This is a genomic window from Photorhabdus antumapuensis, from assembly GCF_020387775.1.
GTDB classification, from domain to species: domain Bacteria; phylum Pseudomonadota; class Gammaproteobacteria; order Enterobacterales; family Enterobacteriaceae; genus Photorhabdus; species Photorhabdus antumapuensis.
On record NZ_JAHZMK010000076.1, the window covers coordinates 16528 to 31092 of the forward strand.

Genomic DNA, 14565 nt, shown 5'->3' on the forward strand with positions numbered 1-14565 from the left:
AGACTAAACCTCACGACGGCGAGCACACATCATTTCTGCTTCGCAAGCTATTTCTCCATCGACTTTCGCTACGCCTCTACAACGCGCAACCCCTCGACGTTCCTTAATAAATTCTACTTCTAATATCATTTGATCCCCAGGCACTACCGGGCGTTTAAAACGGGCACCATCAATAGCAGCAAAATAATAGAGCTCATTTGGCTCTAGCTTGCCCACGCTCCTAAATGCCAGAATTCCGGTGGCCTGTGCCATAGCTTCAAGGATCAGAACGCCTGGGAAAATAGGTTTGCCGGGAAAATGCCCCTGAAAGAAGGGTTCGTTAAAAGATACGTTTTTTACTGCACGTAAGAATTTACCTTCCTCAAAATCAAGAACGCGATCCACTAATAAAAACGGATAACGATGCGGAAGTAGATCTAAAATTTCTTCAATGTGCAGAGTATGATTATCACTCATCTAAATACTCTTCCTGTCAAAAGGACTAATTGTATTAACGACACGGCCCGCTTAAACCCCAAATCCAGAGTTTCCAGGCAGGCCGCAAAAATAAGACACAACCAAAAATATAGTGCAATTAAATATAGTGCAATTACTCGTTTTCGTCTTCCAGCTTACTCTCCAGTGACTTAAGACGTTTATTCATTTCATTGATATTCATGACTAAAGCTGCCGTCTTACGCCAAACTTTATTTGGTTGTGCTGGAATGCCAGAGGAGTATACACCAGGTTCAGTGATAGGACGCATCACCATACTCATCCCCGTGACGGTTACCTTATCACAGATTTCCATATGTCCATTAATTACACTGGCGCCACCAATCATACAGTAACAACCGATTTTCAGACTACCGGCCATGATCACACCGCCAGCAACCGCCGTATTGTCACCAATAATAACATTATGAGCAATCTGACACTGGTTATCGATAATGACGCCATTGCCAATAATGGTATTATCCAAAGCTCCTCGATCAATCGTTGTACAGGCACCAATCTCAACCCGGTCACCAATAATGACTGAACCTAATTGCGGGATTTTAACCCATTGACCACGATCATTCGCATAGCCAAAACCATCAGACCCGATCACTGTTCCTGACTGAATCAAACACTGTTCACCCATTTCAATATTGTGATAAACAGAGACATTCGCCCAGAGACGAGTTCCCGCGCCAATACGCGCATTTTTACCAATAAAGCAGCCTGCGCCGATAGCAACATTATCGCCAAGAACAACGCCAGATTCGATAACCGCATTGGCTCCGACAGCAACATTTTTACCCAAAGTTGCCTGAGGTGAAATCACCGCGGAAGGGTGAATATCCTGTGCGGGAACCGGTGTTGTATCCATAATCTGAGCCATATAGGCATAGGCCAGATAAGGATTGGCGACAACCAACGCCGGAATATTGCAATAAGGAAGATCTGACTCGCGGAGGACGACAGCAGCAGCCTGGCATTCGCCTAAACGTTCACGGTAACGGCTATCAGACAAAAAAGTGATCTGTTCGTTATTGGCCGAATGCATTGGGGCAATACTGGTGATAACAATATCGCCATCACCATGTAATTGTGCATTCAACTGCTGAGCTAAATCAGCCAATCGAATTGAAGGCATCTATTATTTAACCTGTTTCAATACACTTGCAGTAATATTTTTGCCAGATACTGAATAAGCAACAGTATTCGCATCAATAACGACATCATAGCCTTCTTTACCAGCAACCACTTTGATTGCATCCTGAATACGACTTAGAATTTTGTTGCGTTCTTCCATCTCGCGACGACGGTGATCTTGTTCAAAAGCTTGGGCTTTTTTGCCAAATTCTTCACGCTTAGCCATCACTTCTTTTTCCAGATTAGTACGCACACTGGATTTCATAGTGGAGCCATCACGCTGTAATTTCTGGATCTTGGATTGTAAGTCAGTTTCCATCCGTTGCAATTCAGATGCGCGGTTTTTAAACTCATTTTCCAACTGCTTCACAACAGCTTCGCGGGCTGGCAACTGCTGGAAAATCTCACCAACATTGACAACAGCAATTTTGTCTGCTGCCTGAGCACCAGCGGAGAAAGCTAATGCAATACCAAAGCTTGCTGCACACAACAATTTTTTCACTATAAACTCCTTAAACCACGCTATCTGTAACCTATTGGAAAACTTAGTTAATGCTCTGAAACCTGTGATTTCAGAGCTTGCTCTATCAATAATAAGATAAAAACGCATTATCACCAGGTTTTGCCAATATTAAATTGGAATTGCTCTGATCTATCACCTTCGTAATCTTTGATCGGCTTGGCATAAGAGAACACCAGCGGACCTAAAGGAGACATCCATTGCAATGCAATACCCGCCGAAACGCGGATATTACCTGGTTTACTGTAATCAGGTATACCTCTGCTTTTCATCGCAGCAGAATCATTCCAATCGGTATCCCAAACCGTACCTGAATCAATAAAGAATGAAGTTCGGACAGAATTCGAATACTTACTATCAAGGAATGGTGTTGGCGTAATCAACTCAAGGCTAGCTACCGCCATTGCGTTACCACCTACAGCATCACGAGATGGACTCTCTTTCTTAGGCAACCCGTCCTTATTCAGGTAAATAGCTTTAGGACCAATATTGTTAGAACGGAAACCACGAACCGTACCGGAGCCACCTGCATAAAAGTTTTCATAGAATGGTAACTCTTTGCCACCTAATCCATCACCATAACCTAAACGACTGCGCCCCAAAATCACCCAAGTACGATCATCATTAATTGGATAATAGGCAGAAGTATCCAGTGTCACTCTATAGAATTCGTTATCCGAACCAGGGATAGTCACTTTACCATTCAGAGTCGATTTCACACCGGATGTTGGGAAAAAGCCACGGTCAAGGTCGTTATACGTCCATCCCATACTTAAAGAGAAGTCATCCGCTTTGAACTCGGCTTTACTCTCAAAATTTGGTTTCTCGCCCATAGACCTCAGATAACGCCACATTGCAGCTTGAGGAAGCATCTCAGACAGCGAGTTATGAATATAATTTAAGCCAAAATTCAGGGAGTTATTTTCATTAATCGGGAAACCGAGGAAACCACTTATACCATAGCTTTGGTTAGTGTAACCGGATAATTCAGCATCATCAGCTCTGAAATCGTTGTAGAATACCCGACCACCAAGACTCACACCATTAATCGTGAAGTATGGATCAGTGAAGGAGAGCTCTGCATAGGTTGAATAATCGTTCTTACTGGCATTAACTCCAACAGCATTACCTGTACCCAACCAGTTATCCTGCTGAGCACCAACCTGGAAACTAACGCCACTTTCTGTACCGAAACCAACACCAAAGTTCAGAGAACCGGTATTACGTTCTTTAACTTTATAAACGACATCGACCTGATCAAGGCTGCCTGGTATACGCTGAGTTTCAACATCTACCGTTTCGAAATAACCCAAACGGTTAAGGCGATCTTTACCCAGTTCAACCAGATCACTTCCTAACCACGCTCTTTCCATCTGACGCATTTCACGACGCAGAACAGAATCTTTAGTGGTGTCATTACCAGAGAAACGAATTTTACGAACATAGAAACGGTTACCTGCATCAATATTGACATGCAGTTTTACTGTCTTGTCCTGATCATTGATTTCAGGTTGCGTCATCACTCGTGGGTAAGCATAACCATAACGGCCAAGTAAATTTTTAATTTCACTTTCCATTTTAGTCACCTGAGTCCCGTTATACAGAGAACCAGGCTCAATGTTAGCCAGTTTAGTGATTTCTGACTGATAGCCCGCCATATTACCGTTCAGGTCAATACCAGATATTTTGTATTGATCCCCCTCAGTAATATTCAACGTGACATAAATACCTTTTTTATCCGGCGTCAAACTGACCTGAGTCGAATCAATGTTAAAACGGGCATAACCGCGATCAAGGTAAAAACTGCGCAATGCTTCAAGATCACCACTCAGTTTTTGTTTCTGATATTTCTGATCAGCAGTCAGATTCCACCACGGCACATCATCTCTAAGTTGGAAACGATTCAATAACTCATCAGAAGAAAATGATTTATTACCAACAATGTTAATTTGCTGGATTTTTGCCGAAACACCTTCAGCGAAAACCAGTTTTAAATCGACACGGTTACGTGGAAGTGGCGTAACAACCGCTTTTACACTAGCGTTGTATTTACCCACACTGTAATAGAAATCTTCCAACCCTTTTTCGATATTGGACAACATCGTGCGGTCAAGGGCTTCTCCGACCCGAACATGAGATGCCTCAAGGTTTTGTTTCAACATATCATCTTTTACCGATTTATTGCCGGAGAAAGTGATGCTGGCAATAGTCGGCCGTTCTTTTACCTGAACAATAAGTGTATTGCTATCACGCAGGACACGAACGTCTTCAAAGTTACCAGTAGCAAATAGTGCATGAATGGTACGCCCGATATCTTCATCGCTGACCGTATCACCTACGCGAACTGGCATATTCAGTAATGCTGCACCTACGGCGACGCGTTGAAGACCTTCAAAGTGAATGTCCTGAACTACGAATCCGTCTGCACCGTATGCAGTGGCGCTGCCAAACAGCAGCGACGCTATGAGTAACTTTTTCATCGCCATCGTTGTAATGCGTCTTCCTAACTAGTCTTCCGCTTTAAAAACGGGAGAAATCATTGAAAAGTGCAAGCCCCATCAATAACACCAGTACTATGGCACCAATGCGATAGCTGAAGTCTTGTACACGCTCGGAAACCGGCCCACCTTTTATCTTTTCGATAAACAAGAAGAGCAAGTGTCCACCATCTAACACAGGTAATGGGATCAGGTTAATAACCCCAAGATTGACACTTATTAGCGCCAAAAACATCAAATAATACACCAAGCCGGAATCAGCCGACACCCCCGCCCCTTTGGCGATAGAGATAGGCCCACTCAGGTTGTTAATTTTCACATCACCAACGATCAGCTTACCAATCATACTGACAGTTAATCGCATCAGTTGCCAAGTCTTATCTCCCGCCTGATACATGGCAGAGAAAGACCCGTATTGCTGAACGATTCTATATTCATCGGCTAATGGCACAACTCGCAGTTCCACACCGGCAAAACCAACTTTCCTGCCACCAGATTGTTGTCTTGCTTCCGGCGTCATAGAGAGAGAAATAATATGACCAGCCCGATCCACAGAAAGTTCCAGCGGGACATTCGGATTATTGCTGACAAAGGATGTAAAAGTATGCCAAGCATCTATTTCCTGGCTACCGACTTTAACTATCCTATCCCCCTTTTGCAAACCCGCTTTTTCTGCTGCGGAGCCAAGGATAACTTTTTCCACCAGAGAATCCAAACGAGGACCAACAGGCATAATCCCTAGTGACAGCACAGGATCCTGCTTATCCGGATCAAAGTTCCATTGCTGCAAATCCAAAATTTTCTCCACCGGATATGATGAGCCTGGAGAGATAACCTGAACAGTCATGTTATCGTCACCTATCTTACCTACCAGAGCAAAACGAACTGAATTCCAATCAGGCGTTTCGATACCATCTACGGATTTTAGTTCCATTCCCGATGAAATATTTGCTTGCGCAGCGATAGAATCTGGTTTGATATCCGCAACAACAGGACGTATTGCCGGCACACCAATAATAAACACCAACCAATAAACCACAGCCGCCAATAAAAAGTTAGCAATTGGCCCGGCACTAACCACCGCAGCACGCTGACCAAGTGTTTTATTATTGAATGCCATATGACGGTGTTCAGGAGAAACAGGTGAAACACGCTCATCAAGCATTTTCACATATCCCCCCAGTGGAATAAGAGCTATAACATATTCAGTTCCTTGACGATCTGTACGCCGCCATAGAGCTTTACCAAAACCAATGGAGAAACGTTCAACATGAATACCACACTTTCTAGCCACCCAAAAATGACCAAACTCATGCACAGTGATCAATATCCCTAGCGCAATAATAAAAGCCGCCAGATTCCAGAGAATTCCCATCATATTCTTCAAACGCCGTCAAACAGAGAGATCAAAATACCAGCAACATTAGGCCAGTAAAAACAGGGATCGCAGCAGTCAGGCTATCAATACGATCCATAACACCGCCATGCCCCGGAATTAGCTGGCTGCTATCCTTAATACCCGATTCACGTTTGAACATACTCTCAGTCAAATCACCAAATACAGAAGCAATAACAACAATAGCAGAACACAACATGAGTTTTTCAGGCATTGCAGGTACTGGAGCATATTTCCCAAACAACCATGAAATAATAGCCGCTGTCATTAACCCTCCTATTAATCCTTCCAGTGTTTTTCCTGGAGAAACTTTCGGTGCCATTTTACGTTTACCTAAAGTACGTCCGAAGAGATAAGCACCGGAATCCGCTCCCCATACTAGTAACATGACATACAGTAACCACCATGCACCATAATATGAATTATCATCATATCCCTGAGTCCGTAACACCATCATTCCACAGTAAAACGGCACTAATGTCAGGACACCAAATAAAAGGCGCAATAAAGTGGAACTCTTCCAAATTGCAGCGGAAGAAGGATAGGTAACAACTAGAAGCGTCGCGACAATCCACCAAATCATTCCCCCCCATAGGATAAAAGTGATTTGCGATTGTCCAATCAAATCAGTGAAATCTGGCAGAGTATATTGTAAAACCAATAAACCAATAGCAAACAGAACTGCCAAAATAGCCCGTTTCTTTTGGTTAAATAAGCCAGCAAATTGCCCCCATTCCCATGCAGCAAGGGCTGAAACAGCAATAATCACCAGCCCAAACACTACTGGTGGCAGCAAAAACAGAGCGGCAATCACAAGAGGGATTAATATCACAGCCGTTATAAGGCGGTACTTCAGCAAGAGTTCCTCCTATGATCCCACATCGGCATCGTCTGGTATTGTTCCGCCAAATCGGCGTTCTCTTTTGGCAAAGGCATTAATTGCACCTTCAAAAACGTTTTCATCAAAATCAGGCCAGAGTATATCGGTAAAATAGAATTCTGCATAAGCTATCTGCCATAACAGAAAATTACTGATACGATGTTCACCTCCGGTTCTAATGACCAAATCAACCTGAGGCTGCTGGCTTAGATTCATATAATTATTAACTAATTCTTCAGTAATATCCTGTGGTTCAAGGGAATTATCCTTAATCTGCCGGGCAATTTTCTGAACACTTTGAACAATATCCCAACGACCACCATAATTGGCAGCAATATTAAGTTGCAGACCCGTATTATTAGCAGTCAACTTAACTGAGCGATGGATTCGATCCTGTAAACGCTCACTGAACCGGCTAATATCACCAATAACAGATAATCTAATATTATGCTTATGTAAACTTTTGATTTCGCTATCTAGTGCAAAAATAAATAATTCCATTAAAGAGCTGACTTCTTGTTCCGACCGATTCCAGTTTTCACTACTGAAAGCGTACAACGTCAGTGACTCAATTTTATGTTTAGCCGAGAAACTCACCGCACTCCGTACCGCTTTAATCCCTGCACGATGACCAAAGGCTCTTAATTTCCCTCGTTTCTTTGCCCAACGGCCGTTACCATCCATAATAATGGCAACATGTTTAGGTAATAATGACGATAAATCGTTCTGATGATGTTCGCTGGATAATATCACTCAATTAATCCTTTGCTAGTCAGGGTAATTCTCTTACAAGTTCAGGCATCCAAACATAAAAAAGCCGTGTCTGGTATCCACGGCCTGGGTAAAAGCCTAATTATCTGGAAGAGAACTTCCAAAATCTGAACCGTTAATTATATCAACCAACAGTTATACGCAAACTATACCATCAGGTAAAAATGCGGACAAATACCCATTTGCCAATCAAAGACTATCTGATAAATGAACGAATAGTCTTTATAGCTAAATCTCTTGCGAGATTATCAATCTGTAAGACTTCCTCAATGCTCTGAGGTTCCGGCAAATTTAGTTTTTCTACAACCTGCCGGTTTATAATTGCAATATCTGTGAAAGAGATTCCATTTTGTAAAAAAATCTTAACGATTTCTTCATTCGCTGCATTCAAAGCCGTCGTTGCAGCCTGACCTGAGTGACAAGCTTCAATAGCCAGTTTCAAACATGGATACCGTTCATAATCTGGTTTCGAGAACGTCAGTGTACCTAAAGAATAAAAATCAAGAGATTCAACCCCAGAAGCAATACGATTTGGGTATGCCATTGCATAGGCAATGGGTGTACACATATCCGGTGTTCCTAATTGAGCAATAACGCTGCCATCCTGATAACGGACCATAGAGTGAATGACTGACTGAGGATGGATTACCACTTCCATTTCCGCAGCAGATGCATTGAACAGGCAACACGCCTCAATATATTCCAAGCCCTTATTCATCATTGTCGCAGAATCTACCGAAATCTTACGCCCCATCGACCAATTCGGATGAGCACAAGCCTGGTCCGGTGTTACAAAAGCTAATTGCTCCAAAGGGGTATGACGAAAAGGCCCGCCAGATCCTGTCAGAATAATATTAGCAATTCCATGTTGTTTTAGATCTCCGCGCCCAAGGTTTCGCTGTATTACCTCAGGTAAGCTCTGGAAAATAGCATTGTGTTCACTGTCAATGGGTAATAATTGAGCATTATGTTTCGCCACAGCATCCATAAAAAACCGACCGCTGGTGATCAGCGACTCTTTATTAGCAAGTAAAATCAGTTTACCCGCCCGGATAGCAGCCAGCGTTGGCAATAAACCAGCCACACCAACAATCCCAGACATAACCTGATCAACATCATTCAAAGCAGCCAGATCACATGCAGCCTGTTCGCCGAAAAGTACTTCGGTCTTACAACCTTGTTCAATAAGCAACTGTCTAAGCTCTTTTGCGGAAACTTCATCCGCCATCGCAGCATATTGAGGCTGAAACTCCAGACATTGTTCAGCCATAACCTGAATATTCTTCCCAGCGACAAGCGCCGTTATTTCAAATTTATCAGGATGATTGCGAACTACAGTAAGTGTACTTTTGCCTATGGAACCTGTGGAACCAAGGATGGTCAACCTTTTCATACTGATGCTCTGAATTGCTCTGTTTGATGTGTATTAATACTTGTCTGATTCGCCTGGCTATGAATGCCTATGGCCTCAGAGAAATGCCGGATAAAAAATAGCGCCGCACGATAGCGACGCTTGATATATCTCACGAAAGAGATTAGAACTCCATAAGTTCTTCTTCTTTCTTAGCTAAAGCTTCATCAACTTTTTTGATGAAATTATCGGTCAACTTCTGAATATCATCCTGTGCACGACGCTCATCATCTTCACCGATCTCTTTATCTTTCAGTAAAGCTTTGATTTTATCGTTAGCATCACGACGAATATTACGCACAGAAATACGTCCTTGTTCAGCTTCGCCACGAACCACTTTAATCAGATCTTTACGACGTTCTTCTGTCAATGGGGGCAAAGGAACACGGATTGTTGTACCCGCGGAAGAGGGATTCAGACCTAAATCAGAAGCCATGATTGCCTTTTCAATCGCCGGAGTCATAGTACGATCAAATACCGTGATAGCCAGAGTACGTGCATCCTCAGCGATGACGTTAGCAATCTGACGCAGAGGTGTAGGCGCACCATAATACTCAACAGTGATACCGTCCAACAGACTTGGAGAAGCACGGCCAGTGCGAACCTTACTAATTTGGTTTTTAAGTGCTTCGACGCTTTTTTCCATACGGTCTTGTGCGTCTTTTTTGATTTCATTAATCACGTTACAAACCCTTGGGAACTGGTTGTTTTTCAAGCCATAAGTCATTATGACCATGTTTGTTAAATTTGACGTATCAGGCGACTAATCATACCGCCAAACATCTCTGGTGTCTCTGAACATTATTCGTGGGAAATCAGGGTACCTTCATTTTCACCCATCACCACACGACGCAACGCACCCGGTTTATTCATATTGAATACACGAATTGGTAAGCTATGATCACGAGCCAGAGTGAATGCCGCCAAATCCATGACTTTTAATTCACGCTCTAATACCTGCTGATAAGAGAGCTTATCGAACAATACCGCTTCTGTATCTTTAGCCGGATCAGCAGAGTAAACACCATCTACTTTAGTTGCTTTTAGCACAACATCTGCTTCAATCTCAATACCACGCAAACATGCTGCCGAATCTGTAGTAAAGAACGGATTGCCGGTACCCGCAGAGAAAATAACAACCCGACCATGACGTAATAAACTAATCGCTTCTGCCCAACTATAGTTATCGCAAACGCCATTTAAAGGAATGGCAGACATTAGACGGGCGTTCACATAGGCGCGATGTAATGCGTCCCGCATTGCCAGACCATTCATCACTGTTGCCAACATGCCCATGTGGTCGCCGACTACACGGTTCATTCCTGCTTCTGCCAAGCCAGCACCACGAAACAGATTACCACCGCCAATGACGACACCGACCTCTACGCCTAACTCAACCAGTTCTTTGATTTCCTGAGCCATGCGATCTAACACGCTGGCATCTATACCAAAACCTTCTGCACCTTGCAGGGCTTCTCCACTGAGTTTAAGCAGGATACGCTGATATACGGGTTTTGCATTGGTTGCCATGATGTTCTGTCCTAAGCAGAAAAGTATATTGGGGATTTACATACATCCGGGCCATTCTGGCCAGATGCAAAAACTCAACACCTACTGGAATAGGCGGTTTAGATTAGATAAAACAGAACCGCCATTTGGCGGCCCTGTTTGTAAAAATTAAGACTATTTACTCATTGCAGCAACTTCTGCTGCGAAATCAGTCTCAACTTTCTCAATACCTTCACCCACTTCATAGCGGATGAAGCTGGTCACTTTAGCATTGTTTTCTTTCAACAGATCGCCAACTGTTTTGCTTGGGTCCATCACGAAATTCTGACCTGTCAGAGAAATCTCACCGGTGAATTTATTCATACGGCCAGAAACCATTTTCTCTGCGATTTCACGTGGCTTACCAGACTGCATTGCGATATCCAGTTGGATTTGGTGCTCACGATCAACAACATCAGCCGGTACATCACTTGGGTTAACATATTCTGGCTTGCTTGCGGCGATGTGCATAGCCACATGCTTAATCAGCTCTTCATTAGCGCCTTCAGCCGCAACCAGAACACCAATACGTGCACCATGCAGGTAAGTACCTAGTTGTTCACCTTCTAATACAGAAACGCGACGAATGTTAATATTTTCACCGATTTTAGCAACCAGTGCAGTACGCTGTTCTTCAAACTTAGCTTTCAGAGTTTCAATATCAGAGATTTTATCAGCTAATACTGTTGCCATAACTTCTTTACCGAACGCGATGAAGCCTGCATCTTTAGCAACGAAGTCAGTTTCACAGTTCAGCTCAACCAAAGCGCCGAATTTGTCATCAGCAGCCACTTCCGCCAGGATGATACCTTCAGCAGCAACACGGCCAGCTTTCTTAGCCGCTTTCGCTTGACCTGATTTACGCATGTTGTCAATCGCTAATTCGATATCACCATTAGCTTCAACTAGCGCTTTTTTACATTCCATCATACCTGCGCCAGTACGCTCACGCAGTTCTTTTACCAAAGCAGCGGTAATTCCAGACATTTGTTTTATTCCTCGATGTATCCCGCAGGAAGAGAGTATTCCTCATGGATAGTTCTTATATCAGATACGTAAAAGGGGGCCATAACAGGCCCCCCTAACCAATATATTTCAATACCTGGTTAATAAGGGCTCAACAATGAGCTTGCCTTATTATTCAGCTTCTACAAAGCTTTCTTCTGCCTGAACAGCCAGATCTTGAGAACGACCTTCACGAACAGCGGTAGCAACAGCACCCAAATACAGTTTTACTGCACGGATTGCGTCATCGTTACCAGGGATGATGAAATCAACACCATCTGGATCAGAGTTGGTATCAACAACAGCGAATACTGGGATACCCAGATTGTTCGCTTCTTTGATAGCAATGTGTTCATGTTCAGCATCGATAACAAACAGAGCGTCAGGTAAGCCGCCCATATCTTTGATACCGCCCAGGCTGTTTTCTAACTTACCAAGCTCACGAGAACGAATTAACGCTTCTTTCTTGGTCAGTTTGTCAAAAGTACCGTCCTGAGACTGTGCTTCTAAATCTTTCAAACGCTTGATGGACTGGCGAACAGTTTTCCAGTTAGTCAGCATACCGCCTAACCAACGGTGATTAACGAAGAATTGATCACAGCTCAGAGCTGATTCTTTAATCGCTTCGCTTGCAGCACGCTTAGTACCAACAAACAGAATTTTGCCTTTGCGTGAAGCAATTTTGTTCAGCTCAGCTAACGCGTCGTTGAACATTGGAACAGTTTTTTCCAGGTTGATGATATGCACTTTGTTACGAGCACCAAAGATGAATGGTTTCATTTTTGGGTTCCAGTAACGAGTCTGGTGACCGAAGTGAACGCCCGCTTGCAGCATATCGCGCATGGAAACAGTTGCCATTGTAAACCTCTGTAAAATATTAAGTTGGGGTTATGCCTCCACGAGCCCCATAACACCGACTCTTTAGCTGCATGTTCTGCATGAGAGCACCCCGGCGTATGTGCCGACCCGTGTGTGTTATTTACACAGTGAGTATATTTAACGCCTCTGGTGTTTTGCCTTAGAAACAAATACACAGAACGCCGGCGCGCTTTATATCATAAACCCGCCTAAGACACCAACTTTATGTTGCCATTTTCTGATAGCTCAATGTGAAAAGAAAAGCAGGGTTACGAACGGTATTCTTGATGGGTAAATAAAGGTAACGAGGGAAATAGGGCTGCCAACTGTTATTGGCAGATATTCTGTAGGCTGATACCATTAGTTCAATAATTTTTTCCTTGTTGAAAAACAGACAACCAGCAGATTCGCTGGCTTTGAATGGACAAGTTTCATGGCAATCTCAATTAAAACCTCTGAAGATATTGAAAAAATGCGCGTCGCTGGTCGACTGGCGGCAGAAGTGTTGGAAATTATTGAACCTTACGTCAAACCCGGTGTAACAACAGGTGAATTAGATCGTATCTGTCACGATCACATTACCAATAAACAACAAGCTGTCTCTGCCTGCCTTGGCTATCACGGTTTCCCAAAATCTGTTTGTATCTCTGTTAATGACGTAGTGTGTCATGGTATCCCCAATGATGATAAGACCTTGAAAGATGGCGATATTGTTAATATCGATGTGACTGTTATCAAAGAGGACTTCCACGGTGATACATCAAAAATGTTCATAGTTGGTAAACCAACCATTCAGGGTGAGCGCCTGTGCCGCATCACTCAGGAAAGCCTTTATCTGGCCTTGAAAATGGTGAAACCTGGTATTCGTCTACGTACCCTTGGTAAAGCCATCCAACAATTTGTTGAAGGCAACGATCTTTCTGTGGTCCGTGAATATTGCGGTCACGGCATAGGCAAAGGCTTCCATGAGGAACCACAAGTACTACACTATGATGCAGATGATGGTGGTGTTGTTCTGCAAAAAGGTATGGCTTTCACTATTGAGCCAATGGTTAACATCGGTGACTACCGCATCCGTACCATGAAAGATGGCTGGACAGTCAAAACGAAAGATCGCAGCCTGTCTGCGCAGTATGAACATACCATCGTTGTTACTGATAACGGCTGCGAAATCATGACATTGCGTAAAGAAGAAGAGCCCGCTCTCTCCGCGATTTTAATTAACCTCAGTTTTGCTTAAGGATAGCGATTTCAGAATCACGTAAATTTAAGCTCGGTTTTTTCGGTTGGAATGTATATGCAATTAAGCCCGATACGACCTCCAACAAAAAGCCGACTATACTCCGATGTCGTGAATGTTCTATCTGAGAAATATTTTTCAATGGATCATTCACGGGTTGAGTAGACCACGGGAACTACCCCCGCAGCCTCTCGCAGAACGGTACGTGAACCTCTCGACTCATACCGCTCCCATCAGGCAAACACGCCTGTCATTCCTGCCCGCCAATGGGCAAACAGCCCCTTATGCTGCTTTGCGATCCTTTGAAGCAGTTTTGAGGCTTGAGTTTTGTGTCTGCTCAGTGCCTTGAACTTTCGCCTGACCCAGCGCACCAGCGCTTTGTTGAGTTGCCTGAAGACCTTATACAGTTCCGATCGGCAAAATTGCCCATAATAATTCAACCAGCCATTGATTATGGGGTTTAGCCAGTTTGCCAGTTGTATCAGGTTCAGTTCTGTCCGCATTCGGATCTTCAACTTACGGATTTTGAATCTCATGGCTTTTTGGGCCGCTTTGCTGACTGCCGGTGTAAAACTCACAAACAAACTGTTTCTTTTACGGTTCTTGACCCACCTTGGTCTGAACGTATATCCAAGAAAATCAAAACAGGTATGTTCATATTTTCCTTTTCGTTCTACATCTTTACAGTAAGCAATCCGGGTTTTGTCCGGATGCAGTGCCAATCCACATTCCCTGAAACGGTGTTCCAACCTTTGCCAGATTTCTCTGGCCTGTGCTTCACTCTGGCAGTGAACCAGTCGTCGAGTCGCCCCGGGGAACCT

The 14565-nt window shown here is 43.6% G+C and carries 14 protein-coding genes and 1 pseudogene; 1 reads left to right on the forward strand and 14 read right to left on the reverse strand.

Annotated features, from left to right (window positions below; all coding sequences use genetic code 11):
• Window positions 1–3 precede the first annotated feature (3 nt).
• From fabZ to rpsB, 12 genes are all read right to left on the reverse strand, one after another.
• Window positions 4–456, reverse strand: coding sequence for a 3-hydroxyacyl-ACP dehydratase FabZ (gene fabZ, locus KZ793_RS21525; protein ID WP_011145059.1), 453 nt, complete (start codon window positions 454–456; stop codon window positions 4–6).
• 133 nt (window positions 457–589) lie between these two features.
• Complete coding sequence (gene lpxD / locus KZ793_RS21530; protein ID WP_225817152.1) at window positions 590–1618, reverse strand: UDP-3-O-(3-hydroxymyristoyl)glucosamine N-acyltransferase; 1029 nt, start codon at window positions 1616–1618, stop codon at window positions 590–592.
• A 3-nt stretch (window positions 1619–1621) separates the two neighbouring features.
• Window positions 1622–2119 (reverse strand): molecular chaperone Skp, encoded by a 498-nt coding sequence (gene skp, locus KZ793_RS21535; protein WP_225817153.1) that lies wholly within the window; start codon window positions 2117–2119, stop codon window positions 1622–1624.
• A 110-nt stretch (window positions 2120–2229) separates the two neighbouring features.
• A complete protein-coding gene (gene bamA, locus KZ793_RS21540; RefSeq protein WP_225817154.1) occupies window positions 2230–4623 on the reverse strand; it encodes an outer membrane protein assembly factor BamA in 2394 nt (797 codons plus the stop codon).
• A 34-nt stretch (window positions 4624–4657) separates the two neighbouring features.
• Window positions 4658–6013: a sigma E protease regulator RseP gene (gene rseP, locus KZ793_RS21545; protein WP_225817155.1), complete on the reverse strand. Its 1356-nt coding sequence runs from the start codon at window positions 6011–6013 to the stop codon at window positions 4658–4660.
• Window positions 6014–6041: 28 nt separating this feature from the next.
• Entirely contained in the window at window positions 6042–6890 is an 849-nt protein-coding gene (gene cdsA, locus KZ793_RS21550; RefSeq protein ID WP_225817156.1) for a phosphatidate cytidylyltransferase, read from the reverse strand.
• A 9-nt stretch (window positions 6891–6899) separates the two neighbouring features.
• Window positions 6900–7595 carry a (2E,6E)-farnesyl-diphosphate-specific ditrans,polycis-undecaprenyl-diphosphate synthase gene (gene ispU, locus KZ793_RS21555; RefSeq protein WP_397443654.1) on the reverse strand — a complete coding sequence of 232 codons (696 nt, stop codon included), beginning with the start codon at window positions 7593–7595 and terminating at the stop codon, window positions 6900–6902.
• 283 nt (window positions 7596–7878) lie between these two features.
• The gene (gene ispC / locus KZ793_RS21560) at window positions 7879–9075 is read right to left on the reverse strand and encodes a 1-deoxy-D-xylulose-5-phosphate reductoisomerase (protein ID WP_225817158.1); all 1197 of its coding nucleotides are present in this window, start codon (window positions 9073–9075) and stop codon (window positions 7879–7881) included.
• 142 nt (window positions 9076–9217) lie between these two features.
• Window positions 9218–9775 (reverse strand): ribosome recycling factor, encoded by a 558-nt coding sequence (gene frr, locus KZ793_RS21565; RefSeq protein ID WP_225817159.1) that lies wholly within the window; start codon window positions 9773–9775, stop codon window positions 9218–9220.
• A gap of 119 nt (window positions 9776–9894) precedes the next feature.
• Window positions 9895–10623, reverse strand: a complete 729-nt coding sequence (pyrH, locus tag KZ793_RS21570) for a UMP kinase (RefSeq protein ID WP_225817160.1) — start codon at window positions 10621–10623, stop codon at window positions 9895–9897.
• Window positions 10624–10776: 153 nt separating this feature from the next.
• Window positions 10777–11628: a translation elongation factor Ts gene (gene tsf / locus KZ793_RS21575; protein WP_118987382.1), complete on the reverse strand. Its 852-nt coding sequence runs from the start codon at window positions 11626–11628 to the stop codon at window positions 10777–10779.
• Window positions 11629–11778: 150 nt separating this feature from the next.
• The gene (gene rpsB, locus KZ793_RS21580; RefSeq protein WP_046974080.1) at window positions 11779–12504 is read right to left on the reverse strand and encodes a 30S ribosomal protein S2; all 726 of its coding nucleotides are present in this window, start codon (window positions 12502–12504) and stop codon (window positions 11779–11781) included.
• A 433-nt stretch (window positions 12505–12937) separates the two neighbouring features.
• On the opposite strand from rpsB, the gene map reads away from it, so the two are divergent.
• Window positions 12938–13744 carry a type I methionyl aminopeptidase gene (gene map / locus KZ793_RS21585; RefSeq protein ID WP_225817161.1) on the forward strand — a complete coding sequence of 269 codons (807 nt, stop codon included), beginning with the start codon at window positions 12938–12940 and terminating at the stop codon, window positions 13742–13744.
• On the opposite strand, the pseudogene KZ793_RS21590 reads toward map, so the two are convergent.
• Together KZ793_RS21590 and KZ793_RS21595 are read right to left on the reverse strand one after the other, a co-directional pair.
• Window positions 13731–13904 (reverse strand): annotated as a pseudogene (locus KZ793_RS21590) (IS982 family transposase); the annotation flags it as partial. The gene map and the pseudogene KZ793_RS21590 overlap by 14 nt on opposite strands.
• A gap of 73 nt (window positions 13905–13977) precedes the next feature.
• Window positions 13978–14565: group II intron maturase-specific domain-containing protein (locus KZ793_RS21595; protein ID WP_317987493.1), on the reverse strand; the 588-nt coding region annotated here is incomplete at its 5' end.

Coding starts and splice junctions, on each gene's coding strand:
- pyrH (WP_225817160.1), bottom strand. CDS start 10,623: ATGGCAACCAATGCAAAACCCGTATATCAGCGTATCCTGCTTAAACTC.
- rseP (WP_225817155.1), bottom strand. CDS start 6,013: ATGATGGGAATTCTCTGGAATCTGGCGGCTTTTATTATTGCGCTAGGG.
- bamA (WP_225817154.1), bottom strand. CDS start 4,623: ATGGCGATGAAAAAGTTACTCATAGCGTCGCTGCTGTTTGGCAGCGCC.
- map (WP_225817161.1), top strand. CDS start 12,938: ATGGCAATCTCAATTAAAACCTCTGAAGATATTGAAAAAATGCGCGTC.
- tsf (WP_118987382.1), bottom strand. CDS start 11,628: ATGTCTGGAATTACCGCTGCTTTGGTAAAAGAACTGCGTGAGCGTACT.
- fabZ (WP_011145059.1), bottom strand. CDS start 456: ATGAGTGATAATCATACTCTGCACATTGAAGAAATTTTAGATCTACTT.
- ispC (WP_225817158.1), bottom strand. CDS start 9,075: ATGAAAAGGTTGACCATCCTTGGTTCCACAGGTTCCATAGGCAAAAGT.
- rpsB (WP_046974080.1), bottom strand. CDS start 12,504: ATGGCAACTGTTTCCATGCGCGATATGCTGCAAGCGGGCGTTCACTTC.
- ispU (WP_397443654.1), bottom strand. CDS start 7,595: ATGGATGGTAACGGCCGTTGGGCAAAGAAACGAGGGAAATTAAGAGCC.
- lpxD (WP_225817152.1), bottom strand. CDS start 1,618: ATGCCTTCAATTCGATTGGCTGATTTAGCTCAGCAGTTGAATGCACAA.